Source organism: Qipengyuania benthica, from assembly GCF_030717865.1.
GTDB lineage: Bacteria > Pseudomonadota > Alphaproteobacteria > Sphingomonadales > Sphingomonadaceae > Qipengyuania > Qipengyuania benthica.
Genome location: NZ_JAVAIL010000001.1, coordinates 156,357 through 180,668, shown reverse-complemented (window position 1 = coordinate 180,668; position 24,312 = coordinate 156,357). Strand labels below are relative to the sequence as shown.

General features: G+C 66.4%; 22 protein-coding genes. 11 read left to right on the top strand and 11 right to left on the bottom strand.

The features are described from left to right. Nucleotides 1–110: 110 nt before the first annotated feature. Together Q9K01_RS00945 and Q9K01_RS00940 are read right to left on the bottom strand one after the other, a co-directional pair. On the bottom strand, nucleotides 111–1,535 hold the full coding sequence (locus Q9K01_RS00945) for a hypothetical protein (RefSeq protein WP_305928339.1): 1,425 nt from the start codon (nucleotides 1,533–1,535) through the stop codon (nucleotides 111–113). Nucleotides 1,536–1,571: 36 nt separating this feature from the next. Next, on the bottom strand, nucleotides 1,572–2,828 hold the full coding sequence (locus Q9K01_RS00940; RefSeq protein WP_305928338.1) for a TIGR04063 family PEP-CTERM/XrtA system glycosyltransferase: 1,257 nt from the start codon (nucleotides 2,826–2,828) through the stop codon (nucleotides 1,572–1,574). A gap of 97 nt (nucleotides 2,829–2,925) precedes the next feature. Between Q9K01_RS00940 and Q9K01_RS00935 the strand changes: the two genes are divergently transcribed. The 5 genes from Q9K01_RS00935 to Q9K01_RS00915 all read left to right on the top strand — a co-directional run bounded on the left by Q9K01_RS00935 (nucleotide 2,926) and on the right by Q9K01_RS00915 (nucleotide 7,152). Continuing rightward, a complete protein-coding gene (locus tag Q9K01_RS00935; protein ID WP_305928337.1) occupies nucleotides 2,926–3,129 on the top strand; it encodes a hypothetical protein in 204 nt (67 codons plus the stop codon). Continuing rightward, nucleotides 3,122–4,516 carry a putative O-glycosylation ligase, exosortase A system-associated gene (locus Q9K01_RS00930; protein ID WP_305928336.1) on the top strand — a complete coding sequence of 465 codons (1,395 nt, stop codon included), beginning with the start codon at nucleotides 3,122–3,124 and terminating at the stop codon, nucleotides 4,514–4,516. Before Q9K01_RS00935 ends, Q9K01_RS00930 begins: the two co-directional genes overlap by 8 nt. A gap of 105 nt (nucleotides 4,517–4,621) precedes the next feature. After that, a complete protein-coding gene (locus Q9K01_RS00925) occupies nucleotides 4,622–5,071 on the top strand; it encodes a MaoC family dehydratase (RefSeq protein ID WP_305928335.1) in 450 nt (149 codons plus the stop codon). 101 nt (nucleotides 5,072–5,172) lie between these two features. Beyond that, nucleotides 5,173–6,351 carry an acetyl-CoA C-acyltransferase gene (locus Q9K01_RS00920; RefSeq protein WP_305928334.1) on the top strand — a complete coding sequence of 393 codons (1,179 nt, stop codon included), beginning with the start codon at nucleotides 5,173–5,175 and terminating at the stop codon, nucleotides 6,349–6,351. Between the two features lie 174 nt (nucleotides 6,352–6,525). Continuing rightward, nucleotides 6,526–7,152: an SEL1-like repeat protein gene (locus Q9K01_RS00915; RefSeq protein WP_305928333.1), complete on the top strand. Its 627-nt coding sequence runs from the start codon at nucleotides 6,526–6,528 to the stop codon at nucleotides 7,150–7,152. 71 nt (nucleotides 7,153–7,223) lie between these two features. Here the strand turns inward: Q9K01_RS00915 and Q9K01_RS00910 are convergent, their stop codons facing one another. Further along, nucleotides 7,224–8,462, bottom strand: coding sequence for a polyhydroxyalkanoate depolymerase (locus Q9K01_RS00910; RefSeq protein ID WP_305928332.1), 1,239 nt, complete (start codon nucleotides 8,460–8,462; stop codon nucleotides 7,224–7,226). Nucleotides 8,463–8,661: 199 nt separating this feature from the next. Here Q9K01_RS00910 and Q9K01_RS00905 point away from each other — a divergent pair, with 199 nt between their 5' ends. From Q9K01_RS00905 to Q9K01_RS00890, 4 genes are all read left to right on the top strand, one after another. Next, nucleotides 8,662–10,491 (top strand): ABC transporter transmembrane domain-containing protein, encoded by a 1,830-nt coding sequence (locus tag Q9K01_RS00905; protein ID WP_422785268.1) that lies wholly within the window; start codon nucleotides 8,662–8,664, stop codon nucleotides 10,489–10,491. A gap of 136 nt (nucleotides 10,492–10,627) precedes the next feature. Next, nucleotides 10,628–12,790 (top strand): M13 family metallopeptidase, encoded by a 2,163-nt coding sequence (locus tag Q9K01_RS00900; RefSeq protein ID WP_305928331.1) that lies wholly within the window; start codon nucleotides 10,628–10,630, stop codon nucleotides 12,788–12,790. 104 nt (nucleotides 12,791–12,894) lie between these two features. Beyond that, the gene (locus tag Q9K01_RS00895) at nucleotides 12,895–13,701 is read left to right on the top strand and encodes an undecaprenyl-diphosphate phosphatase (protein WP_305928330.1); all 807 of its coding nucleotides are present in this window, start codon (nucleotides 12,895–12,897) and stop codon (nucleotides 13,699–13,701) included. A 153-nt stretch (nucleotides 13,702–13,854) separates the two neighbouring features. Then, nucleotides 13,855–14,118, top strand: coding sequence for a hypothetical protein (locus Q9K01_RS00890; RefSeq protein ID WP_305928329.1), 264 nt, complete (start codon nucleotides 13,855–13,857; stop codon nucleotides 14,116–14,118). A gap of 109 nt (nucleotides 14,119–14,227) precedes the next feature. On the opposite strand, the gene phhA is transcribed toward Q9K01_RS00890, so the two are convergent. From phhA to Q9K01_RS00860, 6 genes are read right to left on the bottom strand one after another with little or no spacing between them, the layout of a single operon-like run. Continuing rightward, nucleotides 14,228–15,166, bottom strand: coding sequence for a phenylalanine 4-monooxygenase (gene phhA / locus Q9K01_RS00885; RefSeq protein ID WP_422785267.1), 939 nt, complete (start codon nucleotides 15,164–15,166; stop codon nucleotides 14,228–14,230). A 49-nt stretch (nucleotides 15,167–15,215) separates the two neighbouring features. Next, entirely contained in the window at nucleotides 15,216–16,439 is a 1,224-nt protein-coding gene (locus Q9K01_RS00880; RefSeq protein ID WP_305928328.1) for an acetyl-CoA C-acetyltransferase, read from the bottom strand. A gap of 11 nt (nucleotides 16,440–16,450) precedes the next feature. Continuing rightward, nucleotides 16,451–17,686 (bottom strand): CoA transferase, encoded by a 1,236-nt coding sequence (locus Q9K01_RS00875; protein WP_305928327.1) that lies wholly within the window; start codon nucleotides 17,684–17,686, stop codon nucleotides 16,451–16,453. 2 nt (nucleotides 17,687–17,688) lie between these two features. After that, nucleotides 17,689–18,873 carry an acyl-CoA dehydrogenase family protein gene (locus Q9K01_RS00870; RefSeq protein ID WP_305928326.1) on the bottom strand — a complete coding sequence of 395 codons (1,185 nt, stop codon included), beginning with the start codon at nucleotides 18,871–18,873 and terminating at the stop codon, nucleotides 17,689–17,691. Continuing rightward, nucleotides 18,870–19,109, bottom strand: a complete 240-nt coding sequence (locus tag Q9K01_RS00865) for a hypothetical protein (RefSeq protein ID WP_305928325.1) — start codon at nucleotides 19,107–19,109, stop codon at nucleotides 18,870–18,872. Before Q9K01_RS00865 ends, Q9K01_RS00870 begins: the two co-directional genes overlap by 4 nt. A gap of 5 nt (nucleotides 19,110–19,114) precedes the next feature. Continuing rightward, nucleotides 19,115–19,417, bottom strand: a complete 303-nt coding sequence (locus Q9K01_RS00860; RefSeq protein WP_305928324.1) for a hypothetical protein — start codon at nucleotides 19,415–19,417, stop codon at nucleotides 19,115–19,117. Between the two features lie 156 nt (nucleotides 19,418–19,573). On the opposite strand from Q9K01_RS00860, the gene recQ reads away from it, so the two are divergent. Beyond that, on the top strand, nucleotides 19,574–21,355 hold the full coding sequence (recQ, locus tag Q9K01_RS00855; RefSeq protein ID WP_305928323.1) for a DNA helicase RecQ: 1,782 nt from the start codon (nucleotides 19,574–19,576) through the stop codon (nucleotides 21,353–21,355). A gap of 53 nt (nucleotides 21,356–21,408) precedes the next feature. Beyond that, complete coding sequence (locus tag Q9K01_RS00850; RefSeq protein ID WP_305928322.1) at nucleotides 21,409–22,392, top strand: right-handed parallel beta-helix repeat-containing protein; 984 nt, start codon at nucleotides 21,409–21,411, stop codon at nucleotides 22,390–22,392. 35 nt (nucleotides 22,393–22,427) lie between these two features. Here Q9K01_RS00850 and ribA read toward each other — a convergent pair whose 3' ends face one another. Then, on the bottom strand, nucleotides 22,428–23,555 hold the full coding sequence (gene ribA / locus Q9K01_RS00845) for a GTP cyclohydrolase II (protein WP_305928321.1): 1,128 nt from the start codon (nucleotides 23,553–23,555) through the stop codon (nucleotides 22,428–22,430). Next, on the bottom strand, nucleotides 23,504–24,301 hold the full coding sequence (gene xth / locus Q9K01_RS00840; protein WP_305928320.1) for an exodeoxyribonuclease III: 798 nt from the start codon (nucleotides 24,299–24,301) through the stop codon (nucleotides 23,504–23,506). The genes ribA and xth overlap by 52 nt, the downstream gene beginning before the upstream one ends. Nucleotides 24,302–24,312: the final 11 nt, after the last annotated feature.

Sequence of the window (24,312 nt, the reverse complement as noted above, 5' to 3'; positions counted from 1 at the left end):
TAATGACCATGCGAAAGCCGTTTTGCAACCGCGAGGGACGAAGGAAAATTTCGTCTGCGGCAAGTTTTGCGTAACAGCCTTGCCGAACCTCGCTGTCGAGCGTGGGCCGGTCAGGGCTTACGACTGACCCGGTCGAGCTTGTCCAGCGCGTTGCGCAGCCCGGCACGCGGATCGTCGGCCCGTTCGCCCGACTCGTCCTCACGGGGCTCGCCGGGCGCACCGCGATCGCGATCCACTTCGCGGCGCAGGAAGGCGATCACCGGATCGTCGGAGCGCGCCGAGTCCGGCTGCATTTGCGCCGAACCTGCCAGCCGCGAACGCTGCGCGGCGAGTGCCGCATCGAACCGCGCCACCAGTTCGGCGAGCGGCGCTGCAGAGAATTCGAGCGGCTCAGGCTCGGGCTCGGGTTCGGGTTCGACCTCGGGCTCGGGCTCGGGCTCGGGCTCGGGCTCGGGTTCGGGTTCGGGTTCGACCTCGGGCTCGGGCTCGGGCTCGGGCTCGGGCTCGGGTTCGACTTCCGCTTCGACCTCGGCCTCGGGGAATTCCTCATCGGTAGCGGGGGTCGATCCCTGAGCTTCGACGGGCTCTGCAGACGGAGCGTTCTCATCGAGACTCGGCATGGTCTCGGCGGGCACCTCCTCGTACTCGACGTATTCCACCGCTTCGGTCTCTTCGAAATCGGGCTCTTCGCAATCGCTATCCTGCGGCTCGCCTGCTGCCGTAGGGGGCACGACCGCAAAGCCGGGTTCGGCGTCGGGCTCATCGCCGCCGGCTTCGGGGCTGGACCAGTCCTCGAGCGGGTCGTCGTCGAAATTGCGGCGCTGGACACGAGGCAGGCCGGCGACGAGCCGATCGGCGGCGAAACGCTGCAGATCGTCGTCCTCATTCTCGCCGGAAGCGGCCTCGGGTTCATGGGAAGCGGCGTTGGTGGCGGATTGCGTGCCAGCAGAATCGCCCAGGCGGACTTCGCTCACCTGGAAGATGCGCCCGGTCTCGCTGCCATGCCCTTCTGCTCGGTCGGTCGGTCTCTCGAACCGCCGATCGTCGGCTTCGGCGGTGCTGCGGCGGCCGGCAAGCCGGGTCGGGCCGGTGGCGGGCGGCGGGGGTTTCGCCAGATCGTCGCGGCGCACCGAATCACCGGGGCCGGTTGCGACGATATCTTGCGCCGCCAGATCCTGGTCATCGTCATCGTCATCGTCATCGGGGAGCCAGGGCGAATCGCCGGCCGGTCCGGTCTCCTCGCTACGGCTCTGTGAACGTGCCTGCACCCGGCGGAGGTGCGCGGCGATAGCCAGCCCCAGCAGTGCGCCCAGAAGCGCGGCGACGGCGCTGATCGCCAGCCGCGCGGTGCCGCCCAGCGGCGGAGCGGCGGCGGGAAACAATTCGGCCAGCCCGATTCCCACCACGAGGCCTTCGAAATTCGCGGGCGGCACCACGAAAGTGCCCAGCCCCAACAAAGCGGCGAACCACAGCGCCACGATCGCCGGGAAGGCCGGATGCGCCGTGAGCGGCTTGGTGTTGCGGCTGGCGCTCATGGGGTGGCGTCGTTCTCTTTCTGCTCCGGACCGCACTCAGGCGGCGCGCGCGCTGTTCCTGTCCGCCTGGCGGCATAGCAGGCTCTGGTAAACGGCTTGATAACGATCGATATTATGCGCCCAGTCGTGATGCGCGGCAACATGCGCCCGTCCGCGCTCGCGTAGCGCCTCCCACTCGCTGCGGCGGTCGATCAGATCGGCCAAGGCATCGGCGCAGCCCTGCGGATCGTCGGGGGGAAAGAGCACCCCGGTGCGCCCGTCCTCGATGAGCTCGCGATGGCCCCCGACATCGGAGGCGGCGACGATCCGCCGCTGCGCCATCGCCTCGAGCGGCTTCAGCGGAGTGACCAGATCGGTCAGCCGGCTGCGCTTTCGCGGATAGGCGAGCACGTCGATCAGCGAATAGTAGCGCTCGACCTCGGAATGCGGGACCCTGCCGGTGAAGGTTAAGCCATCGGCGGCGGGGCTGGCGCGGGTGCGCGCCCGCAGCGCGCCGTCCATTGGGCCGCCCCCTACCAGCAGCAGTTGCGCCCGGGGATGGCGCTTCCGCAGCAGCGGCAGCGCATCGATGAGATCGTCGAGCCCCTCGTAGTCGTAAAAGCTGCCGACGAAGCCCACCACAGGGCCGTCGGAGAGCTCCAGCTCGCGCGCCAGCGTCTCGTCGCGCGGGGGCGGATCGCCGAACAGCGCCAGATCGACGCCATTGGGCGACAGACCGATCTTGCCCGCCTCGTGGCCGCGTCCGATCAGATCCTCGCGCAAGCCATCGCAAATGGTGAACACGGCATCCGCGCCCGCGACCACCCGGTTTTCCAGCGCGCGGGTCAGCCGGTATTTGAGCGATCCGGCGCGCCCGGTGCCGTTGCCGACCGCGGCATCTTCCCAGAAGGCGCGTATTTCGTAGACGAAGGGCAGGCCGAGCCGGCGCGCGGCGCGCAAACCGGCCATGCCGGTGAGCGCAGGCGAATGGGCGTGAAGAACATCGGGCCGCCAGCGCCGCGCCGCGCGTTCGACCGCGTGGCGCAACCTCTCGATTTCGCGCCATTCGCGCAAGCCCGGCGGGCCCGAGGGTTCCGCCGGCGCGCGGAAGAAGGTCAGCCCTTCGCTCTCTTCCTCGTCGAGTCCCTCCTGCAACGCGCCGCCATCGCCCGCATCGCCGCCCTGACGGGGGCCGGTAAGCCCGCGCACCTCCATCCCGGCTGCGATCTGGCTTTTCATGATCGCGCGCGTGCGGAAGGTGTAGCCGGAGTGCAGCGGCAGCGAATGGTCGAGGATATGCAGGACTCGGGTCATCGGGCTATACCGTTGCACAACAGGCTTAACGCCCCGTCAACCGCGATCGCCTAGACCTGGACCACCCGCGCGCCGCACATTCGAAGAGACGCCGCTTTTGATCGACTATTTCGCCCTTGCCCTGACCCACGGCCTGCTGCTGCTTGCGCTGTTGCGGCTGATCCGGCGCGAGGATGTCGATGTCGAACCGGCAGCGGAGGATGAGACGGCTCTTCCGGCTGCCGAAACGGGTGCCGAAAACCCGCCCGAAGACGGCGCCGCCGCGCGACGCGCGGCCCGAAAGCGGCGCCGCAATGCTTGATCTCGCGCTCTTCGCCTTCGTGCTGGCGTTTCTGGCGCTGGGCATCGCACGCCCCTTCCTGTGGGTGCTCGCCTATATCTATATAGACATTCTGGCACCACAGAAGATCGGCTGGACGCTGACGCCCGCGCTGCCGATCTCGCTGATCGCCTTCTGCGCCGCCTTCGCCGGCTGGCTGCTGACCGATTCCAAGAAGGAGACGCGGATCCACTATCGCCAGCTGCTGATGCTCCTGCTGCTGGTCTATTGCGGTTTCACCACCACCCAGTCCGCCTTCCCCGTCGAGGCCGCGCACAAATGGAGCTGGGTGTGGAAGGCGCTGGTGTTCGCGATCTTCCTGCCCTTCACGCTCACCACACGGACGCGGATGGAGGCGCTGCTGGTAACGGTCGTGCTGACGCTGGGGGCGATCGTCATCGCCACCGGCATGAAGACCGTGCTCGGCGGGGGCGGCTACGAAAGCCTCTATTTCTTCGTCAACGACAATTCGGGGATCTACGAAAGCTCTACTCTCGCCACCGTCGCGATCGGCTCGATCCCGCTGGTGCTGTGGTTGATGAAGCACGGCACCGTCTTTCCTCCCGACTGGCGGGTGAAGCTGTTCGGCTACGGGGTGATCTTTTCCTGCCTGCTGATCCCGGTGGGGACCGAGGCGCGCACCGGACTGGTGTGCATCGCGGTGCTGGGCGTGCTGATGCTGCGCGACGTCAAGAACCGTATCCTCTATCTGCTCGCCGCCGGGGTGCTGGCGATAGGCGCGCTGCCGTTCCTGCCGCAAAGCTATTACGAGCGCATGGCCACCATCGGCAGCCACGAGGGCGATGCCTCGGCCTCGACCCGGGTGGCGGTGTGGAGCTGGACGCTGGACTATGTCGCCGAGCATCCGCTGGGCGGCGGCTTCGATGCCTATCGCGCCAACAGCTTCACCTACAGCATGCCGGTCCGCACCGACGAGGGCAGCTCGGTCTCGGTCGAACTGGTCGAGGTCACCGACAAGGGCCGCGCCTTCCACTCGGCCTATTTCGAACTGCTGGGCGAGCAGGGCTATCCCGGGTTCCTGATCTGGATGGCGCTGCAGATCACCGGGCTGCTCCAGATGGAGAAGCTGCGCCGCCGCTATCGCAAGCGCGACGGACCGCGCGCCGCCTGGGTCGCCGATCTCGCCAGCGCGCTGCAGGCGGCGCAGATCGTCTATCTGGTCGGCGCGGCCTTCCAGGGGATCGCCTATCAGCCGGTGATCTTCCTGTTCCTGGGCCTGCAGATCGCGCTGTGGACCTATTGCGCACAGCGCGAATCGAGTTCGGGCACTGACGCTGCCGGGGAGCGTGCAGCCAAGCGCAGCCGCCGTCGGCGTGACCCGCCGCAACGCGACCCCGCCTTGCCGTAAGGGCAGCATTCGCGCGGTTGCGCGCGGCTTTGCCATCCGCCATGACGCTTGCCAGAGCGCGGCCATCGTCCGCGCGCAAGGCATGCAATTTCACAGGAGAGGCAAATGACCCCGCAGGACATGGCGACCAAGGCCGGCGAACATCTGGGCACCAGCGAATGGGTGGAGATGAGCCAGGAGCGCATCAACCAGTTCGCCGAGGCGACCGGCGATCACCAGTTCATCCATATCGACGAGGAAAAGGCCAAGATGACGCCGTTCGGCGGCACCATCGCGCACGGCTTCCTGACCCTGTCGATGATCCCCTATCTGTCCGCCAATTCCGACCTGCCCAAGGTCGACGGCGTGAAAATGGGCGTCAATTACGGTGGCAACAAGACGCGCTTCATCAGCCCGGTCAAGTCGGGCAAGCGCATCCGCGGTCACTGGAAGCTGGTCGATCTCACCGAAAAGCGCCCCGGACAGTGGCAGCAGACCAGCGAGATCACCATCGAGATCGAAGGCGAGGACAAGCCCGCGCTGATCACCGAGTGGATCATGCAGTTCTTCGTCTGAGGTTTAATGTCATCCCAGCGCAAGCTGGGATCTCCGTCCGCTTGGTCGGACTTCATTGAGAAAGATCCCAGCGTAGGCTGGGATGACGAAAGGTTTCAAAAATGCGCGACGCAGTCATCGTATCCACCGCCCGCACCGCCATCGGCCGCGCCTACAAGGGCGGCTTCAACGACACCACCGGGCCGACGCTGGGCTCCTACTCGCTCAAAGCCGCCATCGAGCGATCGGGCGTCGAGCCCGACCAGATCGACGACGTGGTCTGGGGCGCCGCGCTCCAGCAGGGCACCCAGGCGGGCAATCTCGCGCGCCAGGTCGCGCTGCGCGCCGGCTGCCCGATCGGCACCAGCGGCATGACCATCGACCGCCAGTGCTCCTCGGGGCTGATGGCCATCGCCACCGCGTCGAAGCAGGTCACGCACGACCGCATGGATGTGGTCGCCGCCGGCGGGCAGGAATCGATCAGCCTGGTGCAGACCAAGGAAATGCGGGTCATGCCCGATCCCGAACTGATCGCCATGCACGGCGCGATCTACATGCCCATGCTGCAGACCGCCGAGACCGTCGCCCAGCGTTACGGCATCAGCCGCGAGGCGCAGGACGAATATGCGCTCCAGTCGCAGCAGCGCACCGCCGCCGCGCAGGACGCCGGCCGCTTCGACGCCGAGATCGTCTCCGTTTCCACGACCCACAAGGTCAAGGACAAGGAGACCGGCGAGGTTTCCGACCAGGACATCACCATCGCCAAGGACGAGGGCAACCGTCCGCAGACCACGCTCGAAGGCCTGTCCTCGCTCCAGCCGGTCATGGGGCCGGGCACCAGCATCACCGCGGGCAACGCCTCGCAGCTGTCGGACGGCTCCTCGGCCAGCGTCATCATGGAAGCCAAGCTTGCCGAGCAGAGGGGCCTCCAGCCGCTCGGGCGCTATATCGGCATGGCGGTCGCGGGCACCGAGCCCGACGAGATGGGGATCGGTCCGATCTTCGCCATCCCCAAGCTGCTCAAGCGCTTCGACCTCAAGGTCGACGATATCGGCATCTGGGAATTGAACGAAGCCTTCGCGGTGCAGGTGATCTACTGCCGCGACAAGCTCGGGATCGACAACGACAAGCTCAACGTCAGCGGCGGCTCAATCTCGATCGGCCATCCCTACGGCATGACCGGCGCGCGCTGCGTCGGCCACACGCTGATCGAGGGCAAGCGCCGCGGCGCGAAATACGGTGTCGTCACCATGTGCGTCGGCGGCGGCATGGGCGCAGCGGGCCTGTTCGAGATTTTCTGATCTTGGTCAGGGCGAGTGTGAAAGGGGCGGCCGGGGAGACCCGTGCCGCCTTTTTCGTGTGACGACAAAATGAGGATACGATTGTAAGCTTCGACGATGAGATCGACACGAGGCGGGAGAATCTTTGACGTGACCCTTGGTCGACTAATCGCGAAGGTCGTGCTGCGCGGTAGGATGCCTATCAAGTTCAATTGGCAACAAACCTACGCATGGGAGCGCGCGCACTCTAACTCAGCCGAAATTTTGGCAAGCGATCCTCACTCTAGCCAGGTGTATGACGTATTAGAGGCCACGGACGTCCATGAGGATGGACAATTCCAGATCTGGCTGAGCCTTGCGCGTGATGGTTCGATTTACTCCATGAACCAAGCTGCACATTGCTACGAGATAGGTCGCGGGATTGCGCTGGACTTAGCGGAGGCTGAGCGGTGGTACGCCGAAGCTTCCGCGCGGGGCTCCGAAATTGCGATGATTAGATGCGCACATCAAATGGCTGGTCGAGGAGATTACGAGAGCTGCGTAGAGATACTCCAACGCGGGGTTGATAGCGCATGGGCTCCGGCACTTTTCTGGCAATCTTGGTATCGTCTTGAGCAATGTGAGGATGCCAAGACCAATCGGATGGTCCGGCCAATGCTACAAGCTGCATCCGATGCAGGGCACCCCGGCGCAGATTGGTATTTGGCCCGCTTGATGGCCCGCGGTGTCTTTGGGCCCGAAAACAAGGCAGCGGGCAGACAACGCATAATGGAAATCTCATCCGAAATTGTGAAGGAAATTGAACGCTCTGCAGAAGCTTGACCCCATAGCAAGCTCTCTGGTGTTTTGCCCTCAATTCGGTCGCAAGCTGACCCTAGGCTCCTCCAGGCTCATCACCCGTGCGCGGCGATGAATTCCTCGACCACGGGAGCGATTGTGTCCCTCCAGCGGCTGCCGTTGAAGATGCCGTAATGGCCCGCGCCCTCGGCCATGAAATAGCGCTTCTTCGAGGCATCGAGATTGGGAGTCAGTTCGAGCGCGGCGCGGGTCTGGCCCAGCCCCGAGATATCGTCTCGCTCGCCCTCGATCGCTAAGAGCGCCGTCTTCGTGATCTTGCCCAGGTCGACCAGCCGGTCGCGATGGGTGAAGGTGTTGTTGGGGATGGCGTGGGTCTGGAACACCTCCTCCACCGTCTGGAGGTAGAATTCCGCGGTCATGTCGCAGACCGAGCGGTATTCCTCGTAGAAATCCTTGGTCGCCTGCGCGCTGGCATCGTCGCCGGCGTTGAGGTGCTTGAACATCTCGTAATGGCTCATCAGGTGGCTGCCGAGATTCATGCTCATGAAGCTCGCGAGCTGGAGGAAGCCGGGATAGACCCGTCGCCCGGCGCCGCGATGCTGCATCGGCACGGTGGCGATCACCGTCTGGCGGAACCATTCGATCGGGCGATCCATCGCCATGTCGTTGACCGAGGTCGGCGAACAGCGGGTGTCGATCGGTCCGCCCATCATGGTCAGAGTGGCGGGGGTGCACGGATGCTCGTCGCGATTCATGATCGCGGTCGCGGCGAACACCGGGACCGAGGGCTGGCAGACCGCCATCACATGCGCGTTTTCGCCGATATGCTGGAGAAACTCGATCACATAGTCGATATAGTCGTCGAGATCGAAATGTCCGTCGCTCAAGGGGACCGTCTTCGCGTCCGCCCAGTCGGTGACATAGACCTCATAGCTTTCGATCATCCGCTCGACCGTGCCGCGCAGCAAGGTGGCGTAATGCCCGCTCATCGGCGCCACGATCAGCAGCCGCGGCGCATCTTCGGGCAGGCTCTCGCGGCGGAAGCGCTTGAGATCGCCGAACGGCTTGTTGAGCACCGTCGCCTCGACCACGGGATCGTCGCGGCCATCGACCGCGACGGTTTCGATCCCCCAGGCGGGCTTGCCGCGCGGCGCGGAGGCGTGGGAGAACACTTCGAGCGCGGAGGCCGCCATCGGCCCCAACCCGAGATAGCCGAAAGGCCCAGAGTAATTCGCCGGATTGGCAGGGTTGGTCATCATCTCGGCGCCGATAGCGGCCCAGGCGCTGGCGCTCGATAGCCAGCTGCGCTGCAATTCATAAGCGTGATAAAGCATTGGTTTTCCCTGCAAGCGCCTCGCTCGGGCGTCCGGATAGAGGGTTAGAGTGGCGCTTCGCCATCTATTGTGCAATGCACAATCGCCGATAGCCGATCCCGCTCCCGGTCAACGAGGCACCCGGTCGACGCGTCGCAATCGGTCGAACAAACAAGGGCAGCGTATGGATTTCGCCCGCCCGGCACCCTAGGTGAAGCGCATGGACGGTGGACAGATCAACGACGAGGTTTCGCGCGAAGATTTTCCGCGCCCGGAGCGCGAAGGCGAGCCGCCCAGGGCGCGCTCGATCAAGCCGCTGTTCATGGTCTGGCGCACCGCGCTGGCCTATCCCGGCTATCTGGCGCTGGCGTCGCTGGCGCTGCTGGTCACCGCCGCCGCGACGCTGGCGATACCCGCAGGCTTCAAGCTGATCATCGATCAGGGTTTCGCCGCTGGCGCCGACCCCGACGCGATCGGTCGCTGGTTTCGCTACCTGCTGCTGATCGTGCTGGTGCTGGCGGCGGGCACGGCGACGCGGTTCTATTTCGTCAGCTGGCTGGGCGAACGGGTGGTCGCCGATATCCGCCTGAACACGCATCGCAATCTGATGCGGCTGGCGCCCGATTTCTACGAGGAGAATTCCCCCAAGGAAATCTCCAGCCGGCTGACCAGCGACACCACGCTGATCGAACAGGTCGTGGGTACCACGGTTTCGGTGGCCTTGCGCAACCTGCTGATGGCGATCGGCGGGACGATCTACATGTTCTATCTGGTGCCGCAGCTTACCCTGGGACTGATCCTCATCATCCCCGCCATCATTCTGCCGCTCACCTATTTCGGACGCCGGCTGCGCACCGTCAGCCGCACCAGCCAGGACCGGGTGGCGGATATCGGCGCGATGGTCACCGAAGTGCTCTCGGCGATGAAGATCGTCCAGGGGTTCAACCAGCAGGACCGCGAGAGCGCGCGTTTCGGCGGCGCGGTCGAGCAGACCTTCACCGTCGCGCGGCGGCGGATCCTGATCCGCGCGGCTATGACCTCGATCATCATCATGTTCGTTTTCGGCGGGATCACGATCCTGATCTGGCGCGGCGCGGCCGCGGTCGCCGAGGGCACGATCACCGGGGGCACCATCGCCGCCTTCGTGCTGACCGCAGGCTTGGTCGCGGGCGCATTCGGCTCTCTCACCGAGGTCTATGGCGATCTGCTGCGTGGGGCCGGGGCGGCCAGCCGGATCGCCGAGCTGGCGGACGAGCGCCCCACCGTAGCCGCACCCGCGCGCCCACAGGCACTCCCGGTCCCGCCGCGCGGCAGCCTGTCGTTCCGCAACGTCTCCTTCCGCTACCCGACCCGGCCCGAGGTCGCAGCGCTCGCCGATTTCACGCTCGAGGTGGAGCCGGGCGAGACAGTCGCCATCGTCGGCCCCTCGGGAGCGGGCAAATCGACGATCTTCCAGCTGGCAGAGCGGTTCTACGATCCACAGGCGGGCACCATCCGGATCGATGGCGTGCCGCTCACCAGCGCCGATCCGCATGCGGTACGCGAACGGATCGCGATGGTGCCGCAGGACGGCGTGCTGTTCAGCGCCAGCGCCCGCGACAACATCCGCTACGGCGCCTGGGACGCCAGTGAGGAGCAGCTCTGGGAAGCCGCGCGCGCCGCCAATGCGGCGCAATTCCTCGAGGATCTGCCCGAGGGCCTCGACACCTATCTCGGCGAGAACGGCACCAGGCTTTCGGGCGGGCAGCAGCAGCGGCTCGCGATCGCGCGCGCGGTGCTGCGCAATGCGCCGATCCTGTTGCTCGACGAGGCCACCAGCGCGCTCGACGCCGAGAGCGAGCGACTGGTACAGGATGCGCTCGATCACCTGATGCGCGATCGCACCACGCTGGTCATCGCTCACCGCCTCGCCACCATCCGCGCCGCCGACCGGATCGTGGTGATGGATGCCGGCCGGATCGTCGAACAGGGGACCCATGCCCAGCTCTCGGCCGGCGGCGGGCTCTACGCCCGGCTCGCGACACTCCAGTTCGGGCTTGAAAGCGCCTGATCTTAAAGGACAATCGACAGACGACCGAGGGCATCCGACCAGCGAATTGTCGCTCCCTCCCGAGATAGGCTATGATCGCCCCGAACTCCGCGGCGCTCGCTCCGTGGACGGTTCCAATCTCGGGAGACTATCACAGATGATCCGCACCCTCCTCGCCGGCGGCGCCAGCGCCTTCGCGCTCGCCATCGCCGCCCCCGCCGTAGCCCAGACGCAGGACGGTGCCGGCAGCGATGCCGGGAACGACGCAGCAGCGACCGAGCCGGCGACCCCGACCATGAGCTTCGGCACCTGGGGCTTCGATCCGGAATATCTTTCAAGCGATATCGATCCGGGCGACGACTTCTTCGCCTATGCCAACCAGACCTGGCTCGATGCCAACCCGCTGCCGCCCGAATTCGGTCGCTTCGGCGCGTTCAACCTGCTGCGCGAGAAATCGACCTCGGATGTAAAGGCGCTGGTCGACGAACTGGTTGCCAAGGATCCCGCCACGCTGTCCGCGGACGAGCGCCGCATCGTCGACGCCTATCGGTCCTACATGGACACCGCCGCGATCGAGGCCGCCGGGCTCGCGCAGGCGCAGAGCTATCTCGACACCATCAAAGGCGCGGAAACGCTTGCCAGCCTGGTGACCCTGTGGAGCTCGCCGGGCTACGCCACCCCGCTGGGCGGCTATGTCAGCGTCGATGCCAAACAGCCCGATCGCTATTCGGTCCATCTCGGCGCCGGTGGGCTGGGCCTGCCCGATCGCGACTACTATCTCGACGAAACCGAGAAGGGCGTCGAGATCCAGCAGAAATACCGCGAGTATGTCGCCTTCCTGCTGGGCGAAGCCGGGTATGCGGATCCCACCTCGATGGCGCAGGCTGTCTATGATCTGGAAGACCGCATCGCGCGGACCGTGGCGTGGGACCGGGCGGTGCGTCGCAATCGGGACCTGACCTACAACGCCGTCACGCCTGCCGAACTGGCCGCAATGGCTGGCGGCTTTCCCGTGGCTGCAATGCTCGAGACCAGCGGCTTCGACGCGACCGACCGCTTCGTCGTCGGCGATCTTCCTCCGACTCCCGAAGAGGCCGAAGAGCTCGGCCTGACCGAGGACGTCCTCGCCAAGATCGGCGGCGGCACGCCGGCGATGATGCGGCTGCTGGTCGATACGCCGGTGGAAGTGCTGCAGGCGTGGACGGTCAAGGAGTTCCTCGAGAACAACGCCGCGATCCTGCCGAGCCGCTTCGACGAGGCGGACTTCGCCTTCTACGGCCAGACCCTGCAGGGCACCCCCGAGCAGCGCGCCCGCTGGAAACGCGCCATCGGCGAGACCGAGGGGCTGATGGGCGAACTGCTCGGCAAGAGCTATGTCGCGCGCTATTTCCCGCCCGAGAACAAGGCGGCGATGGACGAACTGGTCGCCAACCTGCGGGTCGCGGTCGCGCAGTCGATCGACGAGATCGAGTGGATGGGCGAAGATACCAAGGTGCAGGCTTTGGCCAAGCTCGACAGCTTCGATCCCAAGATCGGCTATCGCGACAATCTCGAGACCTATGAAGGGCTCGAAATCGTACCCGGCGATCCGCTCGCGAACCGGATGGCCGCAGCCAAATGGCAGTGGCAGGACAATCTCGCCAAGCTGGGCGGTCCGATCGACCGGACCGAGTGGTTCATGCTGCCGCAGACGGTCAACGCCTATTACAATGCGACCAAGAACGAAATCGTCTTCCCCGCAGCGATCCTGCAGCTTCCGTTCTTCGCGCTTAGCGCCGATCCGGCGGTCAATTATGGCGCCATCGGCGGGGTGATCGGCCACGAGATCGGCCACGGTTTCGACGATCAGGGGTCGAAATACGACAGCACGGGCATGCTGCGCAATTGGTGGACCGATGCCGATCGGGCCGCTTTCGACGAGCGCGGCAATGCGTTGGTCGAGCAGTACGACGCCTTCTGCCCGCTCGATCAGGGCGAGACCTGCGTCAACGGACGGCTGACGCTGGGCGAGAACATCGGCGATCTGGGCGGCCTCAGCCTCGCCTATCGCGCCTATAAGATCGCGACCCAAGGCAAGGATGTGCCGGTGATCGACGGGCTGACCGGCGACCAGCGCTTCTTCCTGGCTTGGTCGCAGGTCTGGCGTTCGGCGCAACGCGAGGAGACCGCGCGCCAGCGGCTGCGCACCGACAGCCACAGTCCGGAAGAGTACCGCGTCAACGGCGTGGTGCGCAATATGGACGCCTGGTACGAGGCCTTCGGCGTGACGCCTGAAGACGAGCTCTACCTGCCGCCAGAAGAGCGCATCACGATCTGGTAAGGGCCGCGAGCGACGGCCGGATCGCGCCCCAAGCGATCCGCACGGCAAAAAAGGGGGTGCCGGTCGCTTGACTTGGCACCCCCTTTCTTCATGGCGCCACAGCCATGGACAACACAATCACCGCCATCCTGCTCGGCATCCTCGAAGGGTTGACCGAATTCCTCCCGGTCAGCTCGACCGGGCACCTGATCCTCGCCCAGGCCTGGTTCGGCTACGATCCCGACCAGTGGCAGCAGTTCAACATCGTGATCCAGCTCGGCGCGATCCTCGCGGTGGTGGTCAGCTATCGCAAGCTGTTCTGGAAGATGGGTACCGGACTGCTGCGCCGCGATGCGGAGTCCTGGCGCTTCACCCGCAACATCCTGCTGGGATTCCTCCCCGCCGCCGTCATCGGACTGCTCGCCAAGGATGCGATCGACGTGATGCTGGGCGCGCCGCTGGTGGTCGCGGTCGCGCTGGTGGTCGGTGGTTTCCTGATCCTGGTGCTGGAGCGGGTCATCCCCGAGCGCGAGGACAAGGGCGTGGCAGCGCTCTCGGCCAAGACCGCGCTGACGATCGGTCTTGCCCAATGTCTGGCGATGATACCTGGGACCAGCCGTTCGGCGTCCTCGATCCTGGGCGCGCTGGCGATGGGTGTGGGGCGCAAGACCGCCGCCGAATTCTCCTTCTTCCTCGCAGTGCCGACCATGCTCGGCGCGGCGACGGTCAAGATCCTCGACGATCCCGTCTTGCGCGCGGGCGAAGCGGCAATCGGCTGGGGCGAGATCGCGCTGGGCTTCACCGCCGCTTTTCTGACGGCGCTGGTGATCATCCGCGCCTTTGTCGCCTTCGTCAGCAGGCACGGCTTTTCGCCGTTTGCCTGGTATCGGATCGTGATCGGCAGCGCGTTCATCTACTGGCTGATGGCGTGAGCAAGGGCGGTCGCAACCCGACCAGCCCCGAACGCCTCGTCGCAATTATGGCAAAAACATGGCGATCAGGCTTGCAACGCGATGCCATCTGCCGCAGGTAGGGGGATGAGCCGGATCGGACTTACGAACCGCTCGAAATTAAGGGGAATCATTATGAAGAGCATTTTCAAGACGTCGATGGTCGCTTCGGTTGCTGCGCTCAGCCTTGGCCTCGTGGCCTGCGACAGCCCGACCGAAGATGCCGCCGAAGATCGTGCCGACGCGGTTCGCGACGCCACCGCGGCCGAAGCCGACGCGATGGAGCACGAAGCCGAGCTGCTGCCCGAAGCTGCCGAAGAGCAGATGGAAGCCAATGCCGAGGCTCTCGAAGAAGCCGGCGAAGAAGCTGCCGAGCAGATCGAAGATCCTGCCATGTAAGCTTCGCCGGTCTCTGGTGAAATTCAGAACGGCCCCGGAGCGATCCGGGGCCGTTTTGCGTGGTTCTTGCGTGGTCGAGTGACGCCTCGGGACGTTTGCGGACGGAGCGTCAGACCGGCTTGGCGCCGCTCCCGCGCCCGCCGCGCAGGAGATATTCCTGAGTGCCCCGGTTCACCACATTGTCGACGTCGATCACCGCCGAATTGGCGTAGGTGAAGGCAGGCGGAAGATTGCGATAGAGACGGTCGAAGTCGCGTTCCACCGTCTGGCGGTAAAGATCCTCGAAGCTCTCGATCACGAAATAGGTCGGCTGCAGATCGCTGATCACGTAATCGGTGCGCATCACCCGGTCGACATTGAGGATGATGCGGTTGGGGCTCTCGGCCTGCGTCGCATAGACCACCTCGGTCGGTCCGGAGAGGATCCCGGCGCCATAGGCCTTGATGCCGTCGGCTTCCTCGATCAGTCCGAACTCGACCGTGTACCAGTAGAGCGCGCCGAGCGCCTTCAGCCGGTTGTAGCGCATCGCCTTCCACCCGGCCTTGCCGTATTCCTGCATGTAGTCGGCGAAGGTGGGATCGGTGAGCATCGGCACATGGCCGAAGACGTCGTGGAAGACGTCGGGCTCCTGGATATAGTCGAAGGTCTCGCGCGTGCGGATGAAATTGCCGGCCGGAAAGCGGCGGTTGGCGAGGTGCCAGAAGAAGACGTGATCGGGGATCAGCATCGGCACGGGCACCACGCTCCAGCCGGTGAGCTTGCCCAGATCCTCGCTCATCGCGGCGAAATCGGGCACCCCGCCCCTCCCCAGGTCGAGCTTGTCGAGCCCGGCGAGGAAGGCGCTCGCGGCGCGGCCGGGGAGGACCTCCATCTGGCGGGCGAAGAGATCGTCCCAGATCGCGTCGTCATCGGAATCGTATTCGGTCTGCTTGGGCTCGAGCCAGTCTTCGCCCAGATGCCCAGGGCGCTGCAGCGGCGCGGTGAAGACCTCCGCCGGCATCTCCGGGAGGCGGCTGAAATCCTGTTCTTGGGTCGCGGTAGTGGCCATACGACCTATCTAGCGACTGCGGGGCCCGCTTACAAATCACGCCGCCAAATCAAGTGGCGCGTTCGAACACCGCCGCCATGCCCTGGCCGCCGCCGATGCACATTGTTTCCAGCCCGTAGCGCACTTCGCGGCGCTGCATTTCATGCGCCATGTCGGCGAGGATGCGCAGCCCGGTCGCGCCGATCGGGTGGCCGAGCGAGATGCCCGAGCCGTTGACGTTGAGGATGTCGCGGCGCGAATCGTCCGCGCTCCAGCCCCAGCCCTTGAGCACCGCGAGCACCTGCGGCGCGAAAGCTTCGTTCAATTCCACCAGCCCGATGTCGTCCCAGCCCATCCCGGTGCGTGCGAACAGCCGCTCGACCGCGGGGACCGGGCCGATCCCCATCCGGCTCGGGTCGCAGCCCGCCGCGCTCCAGCTGTGGAACCACAGGATCGGTTCGAGCCCCAATTCCTCCACCTTGTCCTCGGCGACGACGAGGCAGGCGGCGGCGGCGTCGTTCTGCTGGCTGGCGTTCCCCGCAGTGACGATGGCCGCGGGATCGCGCTTGCCGTCGATGGCACGCAGCGCGCCAAGCGTCGCCATATCCGCATCGGCGCGAAAGCCTTCATCCTTGTCGAACACCAGCGGATCGCCGCGGCGCTGCGGGATCTCGACCGGCACCAGCTGTTCGTCGAAGCGGCCCGCTTCCCAGGCGGCGGCGGCGTTGCGATGCGAGCGGACCGCGAATTCATCCGCCGACTCGCGCGAGATATCGTAGTCTTTCGCGAGATTTTCGGCGGTTTCGATCATTCCCGTGATCACCCCGAAGCGCTCTATCGGCTGGCTCATCAGCCGCCCGCGGGTCAGCCGGTCCCACAGCTCCATATCGCCCATTCGAGCACCATGTCGCGCCCTTGTGGTGTAGTGTTCGACATTCGACATGCTCTCGACCCCGCCCGCGAGCACGCAATCGGCCACGCCGGTCTGGACCATCATCGCCGCGGTCGCGACCGCCTGCAGCCCCGAGCCGCAGCGGCGGTCGAGCTGGAAGCCGGGCACCTCGATCGGCATCCCCGCCGCGAGCCAGCTCCAGCGCCCGATCGCGGGCGCCTCGCCGCTGCCATAGCCCTGGCTGAACACCACATCGTCGACGCGCGCGGGATCGACACCGCTGCGCTCGACCAGCGCCTTGATGATGATCGCGCCCAGCGCGCCCGCTTCGAGCGGCGCCAGCGTGCCCAGGAACTTGCCCACCGGGGTGCGCAGCGGCTTGCAGATGGCGACTTTTCTCATGGGATTACCTTCTATTTGTCGGACAGGCGGGCGATGTCGCGATCGACCAGATCGCCGATTGCGCCCGAAGAAAGGCCCAGCCGCTCTGCCAGCACCTGTTCGGTGTGTTCGCCCAGATAGGGCGCCGGAGCGGGTTCGCCCGCGCTCTGACCGGGGAGGTTGGCGAAGCTGCGCGGCGCGGGATAGGCGAAGCCGCTGGGGTTGTCGGCGGTCTGCGCGAACAGCGGATTGTCCGCCACCAGCACCGGGTCGTTGGCCGCTTCATGGGCGGTGCGATAGCGTTCGAAAGTGGTCCCCTCGGCGGCCATCCTGCGTTCCAGATCGGCGTAGTCGAGCCCGTCGGCGACCGACTGGAACAGCTCGAACAGCGCCTGACGGTGCTCGAACCGCGGGCGGTCGCCATCGGCGAAGCGGACCCCGAGCCGCTGTTCGAGTTCGGCGCTAGCGGCCTCGATATCGAACGCGCGGACCAGCCCCGCCCATTGCTTCGCGGTCAGCGCCGCGACCATGAAGCGCACCCCGTCGCGGCTGCGGAAATCGCGTCCGAAGGCGCCCCAGATCGCATTGCCGAGGCGTTCGCGGTCGCCGCCGCGGTAGAGCATCTCCGCCATCGCGCCCGAATTGGCCAGTGTGCCGATCGCGACATCGCCCAGCGGCACCCGCAATTCGCTGCCCTGCCCGGTCGCGTCGCGGTGGCGCAGCGCGGCGAGCAGCGCGAAGGCGCAATAGGCTCCGGTGATGAAATCCCAGGCGGGCAGCACCTGGTTGACCGGCGGCGCGCTGGCCTGGTCCCAGTCATCGGGCCCGCACATCAGCGGATAGCCGCTCGCCGCATTCACGGTGAAATCCATCGCCTGGCGGCCGTCGTGCCAGCCCATGATCCGCACGCTGACCAGTTCGGGCGCGCCTGCGGGGCGTCCTTCGCTGATCGCCGCATGGCTGAGGAAGCTCTTTTCGGGCAGGTTGGTGATGACATTGCCGGTGGTGCCCGCCAGCGCCACCAGCAGCTCGCGGCCTTCCTCGCTGCGCAGGTCGAGCGCGACCGATTTCTTCGCCCGGTTGAGGTTCTCCCAGCTGAGCGAACGGCCTTCCTTCGTCAGCATGTAACGGTCGTAATCGAGCCCGCCCGCCTTGTGATCGACGCGGATCACCTCGGCCCCCATCTGCGCGCAATAGAGCCCGGCGGTGGGCGAGGCGACGAAGCTCGAGGCTTCGACGATGGAAAGTCCCTCGAGGAGCTTGTACACGCCTAGCGCTCGATCCCGGCGGCGAAATCGCGCAGCATGCGCTTGGCGATCTGCAGCTGGAGGATCTGCGTGGTGCCTTCGTAGATGCGATAGATCCGGGCATCGCGGAAGAAGCGTTCGGCGTCGTATTCGGCAAGATAGCCCGCGCCGCCGTAGATCTGCACCACCCGGTCGACCACGCGGCCGCACATCTCGCTGGCGAAGACCTTGAAGGCGGCTGCCTTGCGGATGACGTTCTCGCCGCGGTCGGCGCGCGCGGTGACATCGGCCATCATGCATTCGGCGGCGTAGATCTCGGTTTCGCTCTCGGCGAGCATCTGCTGGATGAGCTGGAAATTGGCGATCGGTTCGCCGAAGGCCTTGCGCTCGGTGGCGTATTTGAGCGCCGAGTCCAGCGCGCGGCGGGCATAGCCGGTCGAGGCCGCGCCGACCGAAATGCGGCCGTTGTCGAGGCTCATCATGGCGAAACGGAAGCCCTGTCCGGTTTCGCCGCCGAGCAGCGCGTCGCCGGGGACATGAACGTCGTCCAACATCACGTCGGCGATGTGGCTGCCCGCCTGGCCCATCTTCTTGTCGGGGCTGCCGACCGACATTCCGGGCGTGTCCATCGGCACGATGAAGGCGCTGACATGCGCGTTCTTGGGCAGCGCCTCCTTCTCGGTGCGCGCCATGATCAGCGCGACATCGGCGTGCGGAGCGTTGGTGATGTAGCGCTTGGAGCCGTTGAGGATCCAGCCATTGCCATCCGGGTCGGGCCGGGCGGTGGTCTGCATCGCCGCGCTATCGCTTCCCGAGCCCGGCTCTGTGAGCCCGAAACAGGCGATCTGCCCACCGGCGATCCGCGGCCACCATTCTTCCTGCTGGGCCTTGGTCCCGCCGTTCTTGAGCGCCGAGTTGAACATTCCGATGTTGATCGAGAAGATCGAGCGATAGGCGGGAGCGGCATAGCTCATCGCCTTGACGGTGCGCGCATATTGCGTGGTGTTGAGCCCCGCACCGCCATGATCCTCGGGGATCGAAAGCCCGAACAGCCCCATGTCCTTCATCTCGGTCAGGATGTCGTCGGGAATACGATCGTTCTCGATCATCTCGCGCTCGGCGGGGATGAGACGCTCGCGGACGTAGCGCTCGAGCTGGTCGTGGAACTGTTCGAAGGTTTCCGGATCCATTCCGGGATTCATGGTCATTCGTCTTTCCCCTGGGGTGTGGGTTCGGGTGCGGATGCTGGTCCGGATCCGGCGGAAGGCTGCTCGGCGAGCGCCTCCGCCGGGGTCTGGCGCTCGTCGATCATCGCGGCGGCTTCGTCGAGCGCGCGCGCCTCGCCTACCGTGACCCCGCCCGGCCCGGGATCATTGTCCGAAGGGCCGCAGGCGGTCAGCGCGGGCACCAGGACCAGCGCGGGGAGCAGGAAAGACGCGCGCATCGGACCTATTCTTCGATCATCGCATCGGCGGCAGCGGCGGCATTGGCAGCGGCGTTCTCGCTGGCTTCCTCGATCTCCTGCTCTTCGGCGGCGACCGCGGGCGCGGTGGTCGTTACTGGCTCGCTCTCGACGTAATCGGCCTGGGGATCCATGACCGGCTCGTCGTACACGCCCTCGAGCGCTTCATTGGCCGGGATTTCGACCGTATCGGCCTGCGATTCCATCGACGCATCCTCGGTATCGCCGCAGGCGGCGAGCGTCAGCGTGGCGAGCGTAGCGGCGCCCACGAGGGCAAAGCGGGTCTTCATGGCAGGTCTCCAGTCGATCGGACGCGGCGGAATGCCGCGTGAGCTGAACAGCGATGTTAAGCGGTCCCGGGGGGCAGGGCCAAGGGGAAAATCTTCCCCACCCCCTTTCCTGCTGGGCCTTCCCCTCCTGCCCCTGCCTCTGGCACAGGCCTGCCGATGCAAACCACCGCTTCTTCCCTGGACGCCGTATGCGGCCAATTGCGCGAGACCTTCGGCTTCGACCAGTTTCGCGGACGGCAGGGCGATGTGGTCGAGCGGGTGCTGGCGGGGCAGAGCACGCTGGCGGTGATGCCGACGGGGGCGGGCAAATCGCTGACCTATCAGCTGCCCGCGGTGATGCTGGAGGGCACCTGTCTGGTCATCAGCCCGCTGATCGCGCTGATGCACGACCAGTTACGCTCGGCGCGCGCCAACGGGATCCGCGCCGCCACGCTGACCAGCGCCGATGCCGACTGGCGCGAGACCATCGACGCCTTCCGCGCCGGAGCGCTCGACCTGCTCTATGTCGCGCCCGAGCGCGCCAGCCAACCGCAGTTCCGCGACATGCTGCACGCTGCGCCACTGGCGCTGTTCGCGATCGATGAGGCGCATTGCGTCAGCGAATGGGGGCACGACTTCCGCCCCGACTATCGCCAGTTGCGCCCGCTGATGGATGCCTTCCCGCAGGTGCCGCGGCTCGCGCTCACCGCCACCGCCGACCGCCAGACGCGCGACGATGTCCTCGCCCAGCTCGGCATTCCGGCAGACGGGCTGGTGCTGGCGGGCTTCGATCGGCCCAATATCCGCTACACGATCGGCCACCGCGACAACCCCGTGCGGCAATTGACGCAGGTCATGGCCGAGCACTCGGGACCGGGGATCGTCTACGTCCCCACGCGGCGCAAGACCGAGGAACTCGCGGACAAGCTGGCGGCGGCGACCGGGCGACCGGTGCGGCCCTATCACGCCGGGCTCGAGCCCGAGCGCCGCGCCGCCAACCAGGCCGCCTTCGTCGCCAGCGAGGATATGGTGATCGTCGCCACGGTCGCCTTCGGGATGGGGATCGACAAGCCCGACGTCCGCTTCGTCGCGCATGTCGGCATCCCTAAATCGATCGAGGGCTATTACCAGGAAACGGGCCGCGCCGGGCGCGACGGCGATCCCGCGCTGGCGACGATGCTGTGGGGCGCGAGCGATTTCGCCACCGCCCGCGCCCGGCTCGAGGAAGTGCCGCAGGACCGCCGCGGCGCCGAGCGCGCGCGGCTCGATTCGCTCGCGGCGCTGGTCGAGACCCCGGGATGCCGCCGCGCGCTGCTGCTGCGCCATTTCGGCGAGGACCCGCCCGCGCAATGCGGCAATTGCGACAATTGCCTCTCGCCCCCTGGCGTCACCGATGTCACCGAGCTGGCGCGCAAACTACTCAGCGCCGCCTACCGCACCGGGCAGAGCTTCGGTTTCGGCCATTTGCAAAAGGTGCTGACCGGCGCGGCGGACGAGCGGGTGCGCCAGCGCGGTCACGATTCGCTCTCGGTGTTCGGGATCGTCGGGTCGGACGAGGCGCCGCTGCTGCAACCGCTGTCGCGGGCGCTTCAGGCGCGCGGCGCGCTGGTATCGACCGAACACGGCGGGCTGGCGCTGGGCGGCGATGCCACGGCGATCCTCAAGGGCGAGCAGCCGGTGGCGATCGTAGTCCCCCCCAAGCGCTCCCGAGGGCGACGTGGGGACAGCACCCCCAACCCGGTCGGCGATCCGCTGTTCGAGGCGCTGCGGGCCTTGCGCAAGGAGCTCGCCGACGAGGCGCAGGTCCCGCCCTATGTGGTGTTCCACGATGCCACCTTGCGCGCGATGGCGCAGGCGCGCCCCGCCAGTCTGGCGGAACTGTCGCGCATTCCCGGGGTCGGCGCCAAGAAGCTGGAGGCCTATGGAGACCGGTTCCTGCGCGTATTGGGCGAGAACTAAACCCGGGAAGAAGCGTTGTTCGGGTGTTAACCATTGACGGATAAGCTTCGGCCATGACCCATCGCAGCGCCTCTTCCTGCTCGCGTCCCTCGCTCTGGGCGGTGGGTGTGCTGGGGGCGCTCGCGGTGGTGGCCATCCCGGCTGCGGCCCTGCTGGCGCAGCCCCGCGCGGCGCCCTTCACGCTGGCCGAGAACGGACGCGGTTTCGACCGGCTGCAGGATGCGGTGGATGCGATCGGCGGCGGCAGCGGCACGATCCTCTTCGCGCCGGGCACCTACAATCAGTGTGCGGTTCAGGACGCGGGCAATATCACCTATCGCGCGCGCGAATTCGGCACCGCCACGCTGGCGGGCGAGGCCTGCGAGGGCAAGGCGGCGCTGGTGCTCGACGGCGAAGCGGCGACCGTGATCGGGCTGGTCTTCGCCGATATCTCCGTTCCCGACCGCAACGGTGCGGGCATCCGGCTGCAGAGCGGCGAACTGGCGGTAACGCAGAGCTGGTTCCGCGACAGCGAGCAGGGCATCCTCACCCACGCCGGCGACGACATTCGGCTGCGGATCGACAAATCCACCTTCAGCCGGCTGGGCACCTGCGAGGGCGATGGCGGCTGCGCACATTCGATCTACACCGGCGAGATCGCCGAAACCGCTGTGACCCGCAGCCGCTTCGAGCAGGGCACCGGCGGCCATTACGTCAAATCGCGCGCCGCGCGCACCGTGGTCGAGGATTCCAGCTTCGACGATGCCGGCGGCCGCGGAACCAATTACATGATCGACCTGCCCAATGGCGGGGGCGGGAATATCGCGGGCAACTGGTTCGTCCAGGGGCGCGACAAGGAGAACTATTCCGCCTTCATCGCGGTGGGCGCCGAAGGCGGGCAGTTCTCGTCCGACGGTCTGACGATCGCCGGCAACGACGCGCGGCTGGTACCTGGCCTGCGCCGCAACACCGCTTTCGTCGCCGACTGGACCGGCGACCGGCTGCGGCTTCAGGACAACACGCTGGGAAGCGGTCTGCGGGAATTCGAACGCCGTTAGCCCATGCGGCGCAACCTGCGCCGCGACGCTTTCCCTCAGGGCAGCAAATGTCCGGCGCGGTCGCGCTTGGTCGCGAGATAGTGGGCGTTGTGCGGATTGTCGGGCAGCGCATGCGGCACGCGTTCGGTCACCGTGATGCGATGCGCCTCGAGCGCGGCCACCTTGGCCGGATTGTTGGTCATCAACCGCACGCTGGCGATCCCCATGAGTTCCAGCATTCTGACCGCTGTCGGGAAGTCGCGCGCCTCGTCGGGCAGGCCCAGCCGCGTGTTGGCATCGACGGTGTCGAACCCCTGATCCTGCAGGCGGTAGGCGCGCAGCTTGTTGATCAGCCCGATCCCGCGCCCTTCCTGACGCATGTAGAGCAGCACCCCCCAGCCGCCCTTGGTCGCTTCCTCGGCCATCGCCGCCAACGCGCCGTCGAGCTGCGGCCCGCAATCGCATTTGCGGCTGGCGAGGACATCGCCGGTCAGGCATTCGGAATGCAGTCGCACCAGCGGGGCACGGTCGGCGTCGCGGCTGCCGATCACCAGCGCCACATGTTCGCGCAAATCGGCGGAGTTGCGAAAGGCGATGATCTGCGCATCCTCGCTTGCCGCCACCGGCAGGCGCGCGCGGGTGACGATCCGCAGCCGCGAGGGGTCGCTGAACGCCGCCAGATCCTCGATCGCGAGGCCGACGGGTTCGCCCGCTCCTTCGGGATCGACCAGGAAGGCGGGCAGGATGCCGGCGATCCGCGCCAGCTCGAGCGCGGCGCGCGCCGCGTCTTCCCAGTCGAGCGCCAGCGCTTTGAACGGGCCCTTCATCGGCGTGGCGAGATCGAGCGCGGGATCGCCCACCGCCAGCGCGGTCGAGAGATCGAACGGCTCGGCGCCACGCAGCAGAACCGGCTCGCCCGGAACCGCGGCATCGCGCTGATTGGCAAGCTTGAGCGTGGCGGCGCGGCTCGCGGAGATCAGCATCCGCGCGCCGCGCAGGTCCTCGCCATAACCGGTTTCCACCGGCAGCAGCAGCGGCGCCTGCCCGATCCGCAACGGCCAGCCATGGCGCAGACCATCGACCGCCTGCGCGGCGCGGCGCGCGGGCGAAGGGGTCGCGTAGGCGGGGCTGTTCAGAGAGCGAACTCCGTCACCAGCGGGACGTGGTCGCTGGGCTTGTCCCACCCACGCGCGTCCTCGTGCACCCGATGCGCGATCGCCTGTTTCGCGAGCTCTGGACTCGCCCACATATGGTCGAGCCGGCGTCCGCGATCGTTCGCGCGCCAGTCCTTCGCGCGATAGCTCCACCAGCTGTAATAGCGCTGGGGCGCGGCGATATGCTGGCGGCCGATATCGGCCCAGCCATGCGCATCCATGAAGCGCTGCAGCGTGTCGACCTCGAGCGGGGTATGGCTGACGACCTTGAGCAATTGCTTGTGGTTCCAGACATCGCTTTCGAGCGGGGCGATGTTGAAATCGCCGACGATCAGCGTGGGCCGGTCGATCGCATCGGCCCAGCGGGTCATGCGTTCGAGGAAATCGAGCTTCTGGCCGAATTTGGTGTTCTGCTCGCGGTCTGGGATATCGCCGCCGGCGGGGACATAGACGTTCTCGACCACCATGCCACGATGGTCCGGATCGGTCAGTTCCACCCCGATATGGCGCGCCTCGCCATTGTCCTGCCAGTCGTGCCGCGAGAAATCGCGGAACGGAATTTTGCCCACGGTCGCGACCCCGTGATAGCCCTTCTGCCCGTGAACCGCGAAATGCTCGTAACCCAGCGCGCGGAACGCGTCGTAGGGGAACTGGTGCTCCTGGCACTTGATCTCCTGCAGGCACAGGACATCGGGCGCATGCTCCTTGAGGAAGCGTTCGACGATCGGCATCCGCAGGCGGACCGAATTGATGTTCCATGTGACGATCGAGACCATGGCTGTCGCTT